This window comes from Aliirhizobium smilacinae (assembly GCF_006335145.1).
GTDB lineage: Bacteria > Pseudomonadota > Alphaproteobacteria > Rhizobiales > Rhizobiaceae > Neorhizobium > Neorhizobium smilacinae.
In genome coordinates, this window is record NZ_VDMN01000003.1 from 67,251 (window position 1) to 80,544 (window position 13,294).

Genomic DNA, 13,294 nt, shown 5'->3' on the forward strand with positions numbered 1-13,294 from the left:
ATCCAAGGCAGACAAAGCCGGATCAAAGCTCGTGGCAGGGCGTTGGTCTACATATCGCGCGGTGAAGCGTGCTCACGGTACCAGTGTCTCCAACTACTGGGCCGAGCGCATTCTTATCCGTCCTTTGTCCTCCGGTTCGCAGCCGGAGCTTTGAGATTTCGAAGGGACTGACCCATGACCACTGCTCGCATCCTCGACTTCATCAACACCCGACGTCCAGAAGGCCCTTGCCTCGTCGTCGATCTCGATGTCGTACGCGACAATTTCCATGCCTTCCGTCATGCCCTGCCGGACAGCGCGATCTACTATGCGGTCAAGGCAAATCCGGAACCGGCAATCCTCAATCTGCTCGCCTCGCTCGGCTCGAGCTTTGATTGCGCTTCGGTTGCTGAAATCCAGATGGCACTTGATGCCGGTGCAACGGCCGACCGGATCTCGTTCGGCAACACGATCAAGAAAGAACGCGATATCGCTCGCGCTTTCGCGCTCGGCGTTGGCCTTTATGCTGTCGACAGCCATGAGGAAGTCGAAAAGATCGCCCGTGCCGCTCCCGGTGCGAAGGTATTCTGCCGCGTCCTGACGGATGGCGAAGGCGCCGAATGGCCGCTGTCGCGCAAGTTCGGCTGCGTTCCGCAGATGGCCGTCGACGTTCTCGTGTACGCACACCAGCTGGGCCTTGAGTCCTACGGCGTGTCCTTCCATGTCGGTTCGCAGATGACCAAGGTTGATGCCTGGGATTCGGCTCTCGCCGATGCCAAGCGCGTCTTTGCATCGCTGGCCAAGCAGGGCATCGTCCTGCAGATGGTCAACATGGGCGGCGGTTTCCCGACCAAGTACCTGCGCGACATCCCGAAGGCCGAAGAATACGGCCAGGCGATCTCCAACTCGCTGCGCAAACACTTCGGCAACAACCTGCCGAAGACGATCATCGAGCCGGGTCGCGGCATGGTCGGCAATGCAGGCGTGATCAAGGCGGAAGTCGTGCTCATCTCGCGCAAGTCGGACAATGACAACCATCGCTGGGTCTTCCTCGACATCGGCAAGTTCGGCGGTCTCGCCGAAACCATGGACGAGGCGATCCGCTACCCGATCCGCACTGAGCGTGACGGCGACGAGATGGAACCCTGCGTTCTGGCCGGCCCGACATGCGATTCGGCCGATGTCATGTACGAGAAGAACATGTATCCGCTGCCGCTCTCGCTTTCGATCGGCGACGAAGTTCTGATCGAAGGCACCGGTGCCTATACGACGACCTATTCGGCCGTCGCCTTCAACGGCTTCGATCCGCTGAAGGCCTACGTCATCTAAGGCGCTTTCAAGCGTCTATAGTTCCGCGGTTCCCGTACCTCCAGGCGGGGACCGCAAATCCACAATGAACCCTCGATACCGTCTGAAACGGTTTTAAGTGCGGGAGGCCCAGAGATGGCCACTGTTCTTGATTCTGTCCGCGCATTTTTTGCGCCGAGCCAAACCTACACAATTGACACGGAAACTCCGGGCGATGTCGTCGCGCGCGAGACGCTGCTCGATCGCGCCATGGGCGCGGATCGCCGCAAGAAGTCTTCGGAGAAGATCCGCCGCAACCGTGTGCCGGCCGAAGGTCTGGCGCTGGTCGCTCGCGATGGCGATGGCCACGTGATCGGTACGGTGCGTCTGTGGAACGTCGAAGCCGGCATTTCGCCGGAAGGCAATCCGATCGAGGCGTTGCTGCTTGGACCGCTCGCCGTGTCCGAGGATCATGAGGGCAAGGGAATCGGTGGCGCTTTGATGCGTGCTGCGATTGCGGAGGCCCATAACCGTGGTCACGGCGCGATCCTGCTTGTCGGCGATGCGGCTTATTACGAGCGATTCGGCTTTTTTGCCGAAAAGGCTGCGCATCTCGTTATGCCAGGCCCCTTCCAGCGTGAGCGTTTCCTGGCGCTGGAACTGAAGGCTGGTTGGCTCGAGGGTGCGGTGGGCATGATCGTTGCGAGCGGCCGCAAGCTGGCCTGAAACAGAATCATTCAGCCAAAAGGCCTCGTGGCCGTCCCGATCAGCCCAAACCCCCGCCTTCATTTATAGAGGCGGGGTTTTTCTTTGATGTGCCCTCGGGGGTGAGGCGAACTAGCGACGCATCGCCACTGCGTCATTTGGGCAACAAGTTCCGCTTCCTTGATTAGCAGATACAGACACTTGATCTCGATCAAGCGCCCTCTGATGGCCGGGATTTAGACCTTTTCCAGAAGATTCAGATAGGCTGGAAGGAGAGGTTATATGGCTATCAGTGGCTTGAATTGTTCGCGTTGGGTGGCGGGGATCGGCGCAGGTTTTTTTGCATTCGGGGCAGTTGCCGCGGATCTGACACCCGCCCCGGCCGCCCCGGTTGCAGAAGAGGCAATCTCCTCTCCCAGCCCCTGGCAGGTCCGCGTCCGCGCCCTCGGCGTCATCACCAAGGATGATGGCTCTATCGATCAGGCGCCTGGGATTGGGTTGCAATACAGCGACACGGTTATTCCGGAACTGGATATCAGCTACTTCTTCACCGACAACATTGCTGCCGAACTGATCCTCGGCACGACCTATGCCAAGATCAAGACGGATGGTCTGGGCGATATCGATGTCGGCAAGGCGTGGCTTCTGCCGCCGACGCTGACGCTGCAATATCACTTCACCGATTTCGGTGCCTTCAAGCCGTATGTCGGTGCAGGTATCAACTATTCTCTGTTCTATAATCAGTCCGACAAGGCCGGCTTCAAGAACCTCGACGTCAAGAATGATTTCGGCTGGGCTCTGCAGGCTGGTTTCGACTACATGCTCGACGAGCATTGGGGCGTCAACTTCGACGTGAAGAAGATTTTTCTGGAAACGGACTGGAAGGTTGATAGCAGCCCTGTCGGCGGCGCGCCTCTTTCCGGCAAAGCCAAGATCGATCCCTGGCTGATCGGTGCAGGTGTTACCTACCGCTTCTAAATCAAGAAAAAGGCGGGGGTCTTGATTGCGGCGCGACCCAGGTCGCGCCGTTTTTTGTTTCGGCAGCGGTGCGGTTCAACTTTCCCTCGGTGCGCGGTATGCATCCGGAATGACGAAGATTTCGTCGGCGCGGCCATAACCGCCATCCTTCACTTCCTCGATCAGCACCATCGTGTGAGGGCGGGCCGCCTCGCTTAGATAGTCCACCAGCATGTCGGTCGTGCGGTGCACGATCTCCTCTTTCTGAACCTTGGAGAGTGCGCCTTCCGGCGTCTTGATGTTGACGAATGGCATAGATTTTCTCCTTTTTGATCGCTCAGATCATGCCGCCATTGGCGCGCAGGACCTGACCGTTGACCCAGCCGCTTTCCGCGCTCGCAAGGAATGAGACCACGGAGGCGATGTCGTCCGGCTGGCCAAGGCGACCGAGCGGGATGTTGCGGATGATGTTCTGGACGAGCTCTTCCGACTTGCCGGTCATGAACAGCTCGGTTTCGACCGGGCCGGGAGCGACTGCGTTAACGGTGATACGGCGCTTGCCCAGTTCCTTGGATGCAACATGGGTCATGGCTTCGACGCCGGCCTTGCTGGCTGCATAAGGACCGTAGCCTGGTCCATACATGCCGACGACACTGGACGAGAAGTTGATGATGCGGCCACCTTCGCGCAGGCGCTTGCCGGCCTCGCGAATACCGTAAAACGTGCCGGTGAGGTTGACGGCGATGTGTCTGTTGAACTCGGCATCGTCCGTTTCGGTCAATGGCGATAGCTTCATGACGCCGGCGTTGTTGACGAGGACATCGGCGGCGCCGAAGCTTTTTTCCGCAGCGTCGAACAGATTCGTCATACCGGCCGACGTGGCTACATCTGCCTTAACGGCAATCGCATGGCCGCCTGCTGTTTCGATATCCCGGACGACGTCATCGGCCCCGTTCTGGCTCGATGCGTAGTTCACCACGACGGCAAACCCGTCCTTGGCGAGACGGAGGGCGAGTACCCTGCCGATGCCCTTGGATGCTCCGGTGACGATGGCGACGCGCTGTGTTTTCTCGGTCATGAGATTTCTCCTTTTCTGACAGCCAAAATATGCTGATCTAGATTGAGAACAATAACTGTCATTTGACATGACAATTTGCCTGTGCTGAACAATCGGCATGGACAGATTTTTGCGCATGCAGCTTTTCGTAAGGGTGGTGGAACGGGGCAGTTTTCTCGCTGCCGCCGCGGATCTGGGGCTCGCCCGCTCCACAGCCACGCAGGCGATAAAGGCGCTGGAGGCAGATGTCGGCGCGCGGCTGCTTGAGCGGACCACGCGACATGTTGCCGTGACCCTGGACGGCAGCGCATTTTATCAACGCTGCCTGTCGATCCTTGCCGATGTAGACGAGGCGGAGGCGATCTTTCGGGATGCAAAACCGCAAGGCATTCTGCGGGTGGACGCCCATCCAGTGCTGACCCAGACCTTTCTGCTGCCGCATCTCAGATCCTTTCTCGATCGTCATCCGCTGCTCGAGATCCAGTTCGGGCAGGGAGACCGGTTCGTCGATCTCGTGCGCGAGGGCGTCGACTGCGTTATCCGGGCGGGTGAGGTGACCGACAGTTCGCTGATCATGCGAAGGCTCGGCTCGATCCGTGAGATGACCTGCGCCAGCCCGGACTATATCAAGGCTCGCGGTATGCCGCGAAGCCTTGACGATCTGGAGGGGCATCAGGTGGTCGGCTTCATCTCGTCACGCACGGGGCAGATCATGCCGCTTGAGTTCATGGTGGGGGAGGACGTGCGTTACGTCACCCTGCCGGCGCGCGTCACCGCCAACAATTCGGATACGGTGATGGATATTGCCCGCCGCGGATTTGGTTTGATGCAGGCGCCGCGTTATCACCTGCAGCGGCATGTCGATGACGGCACGCTGGTGGAGGTATTGCCTGATTTTCCACCGCCACCGACCCCGCTTTCTGCGCTCTATCCGCAAAACCGTCAGCTTTCGCCACGTGTGCGGGTGTTCATCGACTGGGTTGCGAGGATATTTGCGGAAGCCGAGATCTGATCAGGCTCACGCTGATTCATTTCGACGTGAAGGCGCAGCTTCTGCCTTATTACGGCAATCGCTTCGCCCTATCTCCTAGTCCATGATCACACGCCGTTCCGCACTTCTGTCCACCCCGTTTCTGCTTTCCGCGACCCGCGTATTCGCGCAGCAGCCGGTGCCGCAACCGCCCGAAACGCTGAAAACTGTTCTCGATCGCGCCGCCGGGCTGGAACCGCTGAAGGTGGTTCTGGTCTATCGGAACGGGCAGCCGCTGGCCGAGCGAGCCTTCAACGGACGCTCGCTTACGGCATCAAGCAACATCAAGTCGGCATCGAAATCGATCATCTCCTGCCTTGTCGGCATTGCCATCGACCGCAAGCTGCTTGAAGGGCCGGATCAGAAGATTGCGCCGATCCTGAAAGCAGACCTGCCACGCAATCCCGATCCGCGAATCCACGAGATCACGGTGGGCAATCTGCTTTCGATGCAGGCCGGCCTGTCGCGAATGTCCGGACCGAATTACGGGCGCTGGGTGGCAAGTCCGAACTGGGTGCGTTTCGCGCTCTCGGAGCCCTTCGATGGAGAGCCTGGCGGGGAGATGCTCTATTCGACCGCATCCACACATCTTCTATCGGCCGTGCTCACCCGCGTCGGGGCCAAGTCGACGCTGGCTCTGGCACGAGACTGGCTGGAGCCGGTTGACGGTTTCAGGATCGGTGCCTGGGAGCGTGATCCGCAAGGCATCTATCTGGGCGGAAACCAGATGGCGATGTCCGCCCGCTCGCTGATGGCTTTCGGCGAACTCTATCGCAACGGGGGAAAAACCGGGGAGGGCAGGCAGGTCGTCTCGAAAAGCTGGATCGACCAGTCATGGGCACCGCGCACCAATTCGCGTTTTTCGGGTGACGCCTATGGCTATGGCTGGTTCATGCGTCGCATGGGCGGGGAAGATGTCAAATTCGGGTGGGGTTATGGCGGGCAGATGGTCTATGTCGTGCCATCGCTCGACATGACCGTAGTGATGACGTCCAACGAAAGCGGCCCATCCGCGCGCAATGGTTATCGGGATCAATTGCATGATCTCCTGGCAGAGATCGTCAATGTTACGCGCACGGCGTAACGGGTATTGCTAGAATTGTTGTTGCGCTGCAAACACTCTCGTAAGTAAGTCCATGCCATGTTTTTGCCGTTAGGGGACGGCGATGACATTTGATCTCAGGACCATCTACATGATGACGGCCTTGGCCTGCCTTGTGCTTGGCGCGTTGCAGGCGATCGTCTTCATGTCGGGGCGGTTCGACCGTTGGCTTGCATGGTGGAGCGCCAGCAATATCGCGCTGGGCCTTGGCGATCTCTTCATCGGCTTCCGTGGCCATCTGTCCGATGTCATCACGGTTCAACTGGGGAATGTGCTGGTGATCGCGGGGTGTGCGATGATGCCGGTCGCCATACGGTTGTTTGCCGGCCGGCCGGTCGATTTTTTGCGTTGCGCTGGACTGGTTGTCCTTCTGGTATTGCCAATCCTCATCGCATTTCCCGATAGCGGCACTGCGCGTGAGCGGGTCATATACGGATCGCTTGTCGGCTGCCTTCTGGATCTTGCCGTCGCTTATGAAGCAAGCCGGCTTGCCCGGGACGAAGGACTTTATACGGCAAGGCTTACCTGCTGGCTGTTCCTGACCACGGGTTTCATTTACGCGGTACGGGCGCTATCCGGTGCGGTGGGGCTGTTCGGTGGCGACGGGTTGTTCGAGAGTGGAGCCGAGACGCATGCACTGCTTGGTCTCGTGGTCATGGCGTTTCTGGCGCTGCGTGGCATGCTGATCGTGCTGATGGCCGCAGAACGGGCGGCAAACCAGTTAAAGGAAGCAGCGCATCACGATGCGCTGACCGGTGTGCTCAACCGCGGTGGACTTGTGAATGCCCTGCAGAGTGCATCGCCGGGTCGCATGGCGCTGCTTCTCGTCGATCTCGATCATTTCAAACAGCTCAACGATACCGGTGGACACGCTCTTGGCGACAAGGTGCTGAAGACATTCGCTTTCACCGCAACGAGCATTACCGACGCAGATGATCTCGTCGCCCGTCATGGAGGCGACGAGTTCGTTATCCTGCTTCGACATCAGGATGCAGAGGAGGCCGTTGCTACGGCGGAGCGGCTTCGCCTTGCCTTCGCGCGGGTCCTTGACCAGCTCGATGCGGAGCTGCCTGTCAGACCTACATTGAGTATCGGTGTGGCAGTCGATGTCGATGGGGGTGAAACACTCGAGGCGCTGTTGCAGCGTGCCGACCATGCGCTGTATCGGGTGAAACGGCGTGGCCGCGACGGGGTCGAGGCCTATGAAATCGATACCGGGCGATTATCCGGCAGCATGATCACTGTGGCTCGTGAAAAGGATGCAGCCAAGCCCGATCCGGGCAACGTGGCGATCAATTCCGTTGTGTCGCCCGCGCATTCCGTGGGCGGTGCATAGATTGGCGATTTCGATTTTCCAAGGCTTCGAAAAATCGAATAAAAGCCGCCATATTAGGGTTACCCGTTCATCATGAAGCGGGCATCCAGTTGCATTATCAATGGCTAATACTATGAGTGAATTCACAACCAAAGCGGGCAAATCAGCCGCGGTTGATTTTCGAATTCCTCTCCGGGAGCAACAGCGGTTCCACGTCAATAACGTGAGCCGACGCTATCCCGTGGGGTGGGTGGGGGAAGTATGGAGCCCCCACTCATTCCCCGCGAGGTATCAGGCGCTGATATCGACCACGCCGCAATCGCCGGCTTCGGAAGAGAAGGAAAGCAGCTTGCCGCTTGCACTCCAGCTCAAGCCGGTGATCGCACCCTTGCCCGGGCGTCGAAGAAGAGCTTCCTTCTCGTCGGCGATCCTGACGCCGAGGATCATGCCGTCGATAAAGCCGATGGCCAAAACTTCCTCGGCCGGATGGAAGGCGACCTGGGTTACCATGATGTTGGCGCGTGTGCCGAGTTCCATCGGCGCCTTGCCCATCGGGCCATCCTTGGACGAAAAAGGCCAGACAATTGCTGCCGGCGCGCCGGACGAGGCAAGCCACTTGCCCTTCACCGACCATGACAGGGATTTCACCTTGGCGGGATAACCGGTCATGCGCATGTGTCGGTTGTCACCGGCCTTGCCGTCGAGCTTCCAACCGTGCAGCGCATTTTCCTGCATCATCGTGACGAGGAAACGGCCGTCCGGCGAGAAGGTGACGCCGGTATGGGCGCCTTTCCAATCGAGGTCTGCGGCCGGCGCGTTGGTGCCGACCCAGTGCAGCGACACGCCGTTGTAGCGGGCTGCGGCGATGCGCAGGCCCTTGGGAGCAAAGGCGATGCCTTCAACGCTGCGTTCCTCGGCGAATTCCTTGACCGAACCGTCGCCCTGGCGCACGAAGCTCGACTTGCCGACCGCATAGGCGACCGCATTCTGTGGCCCGCCGGCAATGACGCTGATCCACTTGCGCGGCACTTCGGCCAATAGCGTCGTGGTGCCATCGTGGCCGATGCGCAGAACCTTGCCGTCTTCGCCGCCCGAAAGCAGGGTGGCGCTGAACGGATCACGGATGCAGGTCAAAAGCCCCTGATGCGCTTCGGTGACTTTTTCGCCGCCGTCGAGGCGGTGGACGGTGCCGGCAGCAGTGGCGAAGAAAGGGATGTCGCCCAGGAAGTGCGTGGAGACGACGTGGCCTTCGAGATCAAGCGGTGCAACTGTCGGCATCAGGCGGCCATCATTCCAGACATTGTTTCGGTATCCATATGGTTTTTCGGGCGCCGTTCCCGACGCCCGATTGTCTATATTGAATTCTGCAGCCTATGTCAGGCCGGTGTCTTGGCGGTCGCCTGGCAGGCGAGGAAGCTCTTTTCGATCTTGTCGAAATCGAGATTGCGGCCGATGAAGACGAGACGGCTCTCGCGCTTTTCGCCATCCTTCCAGGGACGCTGATGATCGCCTTCGACGATCATGTGGACGCCCTGGATGACATAACGCTCCTCATCGCCGGCAAAGGCGATGATGCCCTTCAGGCGCAAGATGTTCGGACCTTCCGCCTGGGTGATCTTCTGGACCCAGGGGAAGAAGCGATCCGGGTTCATCTCGCCGCCGCGCAACGAAATCGACTTCACCGTGATGTCGTGGATCGGCGACATGGCATCGTGATGACCGTGGTGGTGGTCGTGATCATGGTGATGATGATCATGGTCGTGATGTTCGTGACCATGATGGTGGTGATCATGGCCGCAATCAGGGCCGCAGACATGGTCGTCATGGTCATGATCGAGGAAATGCGGGTCGTTTTCCAGCGCACGCTCGAGGTTGAAGGCACCCTGATCGAGCACGCGGGAAAGGTCGACGCCGGAGCGGCTGGTCTTGTAGATGCGGGCGGTCGGGTTGATGGCGCGCACGACATCCTCGACCACTGCGAGTTCTTCCGGCGTGACGAGGTCGGTCTTGTTGATGAGCACGACGTCGGCGAAGGCGATTTGATCTTCGGCCTCGCGGCTGTCCTTCAGGCGTAATGGAAGGTGCTTGGCATCGACCAGGGCAACGACTGCATCGAGTTCCGTCTTGGCGCGGACGTCGTCATCCATGAAGAAGGTCTGGGCGACCGGGACCGGGTCGGCAAGGCCGGTGGTTTCGACGATGATGCCATCGAAACGGCCCGGGCGGCGCATCAGGCCTTCGACGACGCGGATCAGGTCGCCGCGCACCGTGCAGCAGACGCAGCCGTTGTTCATCTCGTAGATCTCTTCGTCCGATTCGACGATGAGGTCATTGTCGATGCCGATCTCGCCGAATTCGTTGACGATGACGGCATATTTCTTGCCGTGGCTTTCGGAGAGAATGCGGTTCAAAAGCGTCGTCTTGCCAGCGCCGAGATATCCGGTCAGCACGGTGACGGGAATAGGCTTTGCTGCCTGAGCTTCGGTGGTTTGGTCGGTCATAGGGAAACCTCGAAGGTTATGGACTTGCGCCGAATGGCATTTCCATGGGGCGCCGAAAATCGTCCGCTCCATATAAGGGCAAGCTCGGACGAGTTCAAAGGGTTTCGATGTTATAAAATCACGTTACGGCAAGGTGGTGGCGTCGGTCTCGCGCAGTAGTTGATCCAGCGTCAGCATCGGATTGCCCGTCACCTTGGAATATGCGTAGTGGAAGCAGTCGAAATTGCTGAGGTGCCGTTTGCCGATACCGTGAGTTTCCGCCACCAATATCGCGTGAGCCAATAGCTCTCTTGGTGATCCGGCTTCACGAATTTCTATGCCGCGGGCGTCGAGCCATTCGACAACGGCTCCCATCGCAGCTGTGTAAGAGCAGTCGAGTTGATCAGGTTTTGAGAGCACTATAATAGCTTCCCATGACGCAAGTGGCGAGGTGAAAGGCGATTTCGCCGTTGCCAAGGCCTGTTCATAGGCCGTGGCTGTTTCTTCATCCGCTATCAGGGAAACAATCGCGCAAGCGTCAACAAACATCCGAGATCAGTCCAGATCGTGGTCAAAATCGTGATAGGTGGATGCTGGAACAGGCTGCCTGCCCTGCTTGAAGGCAAGGCCACGCTTCGTCAGGATGCGGCTTGCCGTTTCGCCTGGGGTTTCCTGCTGCACACGCTGATCTATGGTTTCTCTCAGCGCCGTGATGACGGCCTCCGTGATCGTCGTGCCGTCTATCTGTGCCAACTCGCGTGCGAGAGCATCAGCCTCTTCATTGCGAATATTGAGTGTCATGGGCAACCACCTTGTGTAGCCAATTCTCTCACATTGTGTAGCTTTTCGCTACCGCAGAATGCCGACATCGAACTTAGCCACGTCCTCCAGTAACTCGATGATCCCCTCCACCGCATGGGTCACCAACTGCTCGCCACGCTGCGCAGTCGCTGCCGAAGCATCGCCCGCGACACCCTTTTCGTTGAGGTCGGACATCTTCCAGCCAAAAGCATGCGGGCCGTAGGCGCGCAGATGGGTGAAGTCGCGGGTGAAATCGGACTGCCGGGAGGTGAAGGTCTCCGCCTTTGTCATGTCCACCTTGTCGGGCCAGAGTGCCAGCATGACGGAGGTTTCGATGTCGCCGCCGTGAATATCGATCGCTTTGTCTTCCGGTGCGATCCAGCCCGTGGGCTGGCCGAAGCGCGTCCAGCTTGTGGCGACTGCCAGCATGCCGAACCGGATGCGGGCTTCGGTGGCAACGATCGTCATCAGCGGCGAATTTCCACCATGGGCATTCAGCATAACGAACTTTTTGATGCCTTGGTGGTTCATGTCTTCAGCAATGCCGAGCCATCGTTCGACGGCCTCATCGAAAGCAAGCGTGCGGGTTCCAGCGACGTCCATGTGCTCGACGGAGTAACCGACGGGTTCGACCGGAAGGAATGTGACGGGCAGAGATGATGGAAGATCGGGGATGAGTCGCTCGACAAGACCCTCTGCAATCAAGGTATCCGTATCGAAAGGAAGGTGCGGACCATGCTGTTCGTGGGCGCCGAGCGGCAATACCGCGATCCAATCGCGTCTTTCTGTGGACGCAAGTGTCTGATCGTTGTCACAAAAGCGCGGGTTGGGATGCGGCATCTGGCGGTGGTTTCCGGGTTTCGTTATGGATAGCGCGCATTATTATAGTGACGACCTTCACCAAGCAAAGCGGGCAGGGCCGATGAGCAAGAAAAAGGGCGAGAAGAAATCGAAGTCCGGCAAGAAGAAAGATCTTGCTGCACTCTCGGCGGCTGATCTCGCGCCGGCGATTACTCAGGCGGCCCGCTCGGTGCGGACGGCCCTTAGTCGCAGCATATCCGACAGCGGCCTTTATGCCGGTCAGGACGGGGTTATCCTTGCCCTCTCGGAAGACGATGGGCAGACGCCTGGGCAGCTGGCTTTGCGGCTGGGCGTGAAGGCGCCGACCATGACCCGAACGATCGGGCGTATGGAGGCGCAGGGTTTCGTGGAGCGTCGCGCGGACGGTCACGACGGGCGCCTGACAAAGGTGCATCTCACGGAAAACGGTCTCAGAAGCGTCGAATCGATTGGCCAGTCCGTTGCCGATTGCGGCGCGATGGCGGTGAAAGGTTTTTCTGAAAAAGAGGTCCGCACACTGCTGAAACTACTCAGGGCGGTAGAACATAATCTCCAGCCGGAAACCGGCGAAGACTGACAGACCTGCACTCAGCCTGCCATCACCAGACTATTGTCCTTGCGAATTAAATTGTTTATTTAAAAAATTTAGTTCGCAAGGCCGGCGCTAGAAACCGGCTTTCAAGAAGAGCATCTTGGAGGGGTTATGGCGCAGAAGATCAAGCTTTCGACGATCGCCGACAGTCTGGGGCTTTCGACTGCAACAATTTCACTGGCACTTCGTGACAGTCCGCTTGTCGCCTCGGATACGCGCGACAAGATCAAGGAGCAGGCACGGGCTCTCGGTTATATCTACAATCGCCGGGCCGCCAGCCTCAGAACCTCCCGCTCAGGCATTATCGGCGTTGTCGTGCATGACGTGATGAACCCTTTTTATGGCGAAATCCTCAAGGCCATCGAAAGCGAGCTCGACCGCAGCAGGCATACGTTCATTCTTTCCAATCACTACGACTCGGTCGAGAAGCAGCGAACCTTCATCGAGACGCTGCTGCAGCTCGGCGGTGACGGGGTGATCATGTCGCCGGCAATCGGCACGCCGGTCGAGGATATCAGGCTTGCGGAGCAGAACGGCATGCCGGCCATTCTGGTGGCGCGTACGATGGATGGCGTCGATCTGCCGACCTACCGGGGCGACGACAGCTACGGTATTTCGCTGGCGACAAACCATCTGATCGGGCTTGGTCACCGGGTGATTGCGATGATCGGCGGTACGGACCAGACCTCTACCGGCCGCGACCGTTATCAGGGTTATGTCGATGCCCTGCGCAAGGCCAATATCGAGGTTGATCCGAGCCTGCGTATTCCCGGCCCGCGTACCATGCAGGGCGGGTTCGAGGCGGCGGTGAATTTCTTATCCCTGCCGCAGAAGCCAACGGCCGCCGTCTGCTGGAACGATCTGGTGGCGATCGGTCTGATGAACGGCATCGCCCGTGCCGGGCTTATCCCGGGCCAGGATATTTCCGTGACCGGTTATGACGATCTGGAGCAGGCGTCGATCTCGACGCCATCGCTGACGACCGTCTCCAACCAGCAGGCCGACGTGGGGCGACTTGCTGCACGCGCGCTTCTCGACCGGCTTGCCGGAAGTCACGAGCCGGATGGCCTGCATCTGATCAAACCGGAAATGCGCATCCGTCAGTCGACATCGCCTTACAAGCCGCTTCGGGATCTCGCCAAGGCGTAA

Annotated in this window: 15 protein-coding genes; 8 read left to right on the top strand and 7 right to left on the bottom strand. The window is 59.0% G+C overall.

What is annotated here, in order from left to right:
• Nucleotides 1–174: 174 nt before the first annotated feature.
• The 3 genes from odc2 to FHP24_RS15045 all read left to right on the top strand — a co-directional run bounded on the left by odc2 (nucleotide 175) and on the right by FHP24_RS15045 (nucleotide 2,949).
• Nucleotides 175–1,308 carry an ornithine/lysine decarboxylase gene (gene odc2 / locus FHP24_RS15035; protein ID WP_139677051.1) on the top strand — a complete coding sequence of 378 codons (1,134 nt, stop codon included), beginning with the start codon at nucleotides 175–177 and terminating at the stop codon, nucleotides 1,306–1,308.
• A 114-nt stretch (nucleotides 1,309–1,422) separates the two neighbouring features.
• Nucleotides 1,423–1,992: a GNAT family N-acetyltransferase gene (locus FHP24_RS15040; RefSeq protein ID WP_139677052.1), complete on the top strand. Its 570-nt coding sequence runs from the start codon at nucleotides 1,423–1,425 to the stop codon at nucleotides 1,990–1,992.
• Between the two features lie 261 nt (nucleotides 1,993–2,253).
• Nucleotides 2,254–2,949 carry an OmpW/AlkL family protein gene (locus FHP24_RS15045; protein WP_139677053.1) on the top strand — a complete coding sequence of 232 codons (696 nt, stop codon included), beginning with the start codon at nucleotides 2,254–2,256 and terminating at the stop codon, nucleotides 2,947–2,949.
• 75 nt (nucleotides 2,950–3,024) lie between these two features.
• Here the strand turns inward: FHP24_RS15045 and FHP24_RS15050 are convergent, their stop codons facing one another.
• A complete protein-coding gene (locus FHP24_RS15050; protein ID WP_139677054.1) occupies nucleotides 3,025–3,243 on the bottom strand; it encodes a tautomerase family protein in 219 nt (72 codons plus the stop codon).
• Nucleotides 3,244–3,265: 22 nt separating this feature from the next.
• Nucleotides 3,266–4,006, bottom strand: a complete 741-nt coding sequence (locus tag FHP24_RS15055) for an SDR family oxidoreductase (RefSeq protein ID WP_139677055.1) — start codon at nucleotides 4,004–4,006, stop codon at nucleotides 3,266–3,268.
• 97 nt (nucleotides 4,007–4,103) lie between these two features.
• Between FHP24_RS15055 and FHP24_RS15060 the strand changes: the two genes are divergently transcribed.
• From FHP24_RS15060 to FHP24_RS15070, 3 genes are all read left to right on the top strand, one after another.
• Nucleotides 4,104–4,997 (top strand): LysR substrate-binding domain-containing protein, encoded by an 894-nt coding sequence (locus FHP24_RS15060; RefSeq protein WP_139677056.1) that lies wholly within the window; start codon nucleotides 4,104–4,106, stop codon nucleotides 4,995–4,997.
• An 82-nt stretch (nucleotides 4,998–5,079) separates the two neighbouring features.
• Nucleotides 5,080–6,099: a serine hydrolase domain-containing protein gene (locus FHP24_RS15065; protein ID WP_139677057.1), complete on the top strand. Its 1,020-nt coding sequence runs from the start codon at nucleotides 5,080–5,082 to the stop codon at nucleotides 6,097–6,099.
• Nucleotides 6,100–6,181: 82 nt separating this feature from the next.
• A complete protein-coding gene (locus tag FHP24_RS15070) occupies nucleotides 6,182–7,453 on the top strand; it encodes a GGDEF domain-containing protein (protein WP_139677058.1) in 1,272 nt (423 codons plus the stop codon).
• A 270-nt stretch (nucleotides 7,454–7,723) separates the two neighbouring features.
• Here the strand turns inward: FHP24_RS15070 and FHP24_RS15075 are convergent, their stop codons facing one another.
• From FHP24_RS15075 to FHP24_RS15095, 5 genes are all read right to left on the bottom strand, one after another.
• A complete protein-coding gene (locus tag FHP24_RS15075) occupies nucleotides 7,724–8,710 on the bottom strand; it encodes a WD40 repeat domain-containing protein (RefSeq protein ID WP_139677059.1) in 987 nt (328 codons plus the stop codon).
• 98 nt (nucleotides 8,711–8,808) lie between these two features.
• A complete protein-coding gene (locus tag FHP24_RS15080; RefSeq protein WP_139677060.1) occupies nucleotides 8,809–9,933 on the bottom strand; it encodes a CobW family GTP-binding protein in 1,125 nt (374 codons plus the stop codon).
• Nucleotides 9,934–10,056: 123 nt separating this feature from the next.
• Entirely contained in the window at nucleotides 10,057–10,461 is a 405-nt protein-coding gene (locus FHP24_RS15085) for a type II toxin-antitoxin system VapC family toxin (protein WP_139677061.1), read from the bottom strand.
• Between the two features lie 6 nt (nucleotides 10,462–10,467).
• Complete coding sequence (locus FHP24_RS29225) at nucleotides 10,468–10,713, bottom strand: type II toxin-antitoxin system VapB family antitoxin (RefSeq protein ID WP_139677062.1); 246 nt, start codon at nucleotides 10,711–10,713, stop codon at nucleotides 10,468–10,470.
• Between the two features lie 48 nt (nucleotides 10,714–10,761).
• Nucleotides 10,762–11,553: a creatininase family protein gene (locus FHP24_RS15095; RefSeq protein WP_139677063.1), complete on the bottom strand. Its 792-nt coding sequence runs from the start codon at nucleotides 11,551–11,553 to the stop codon at nucleotides 10,762–10,764.
• Between the two features lie 82 nt (nucleotides 11,554–11,635).
• Here FHP24_RS15095 and FHP24_RS15100 point away from each other — a divergent pair, with 82 nt between their 5' ends.
• Nucleotides 11,636–12,130 carry a MarR family winged helix-turn-helix transcriptional regulator gene (locus FHP24_RS15100; protein WP_139677064.1) on the top strand — a complete coding sequence of 165 codons (495 nt, stop codon included), beginning with the start codon at nucleotides 11,636–11,638 and terminating at the stop codon, nucleotides 12,128–12,130.
• Between the two features lie 126 nt (nucleotides 12,131–12,256).
• Nucleotides 12,257–13,294: a LacI family DNA-binding transcriptional regulator gene (locus tag FHP24_RS15105; RefSeq protein WP_139677065.1), complete on the top strand. Its 1,038-nt coding sequence runs from the start codon at nucleotides 12,257–12,259 to the stop codon at nucleotides 13,292–13,294.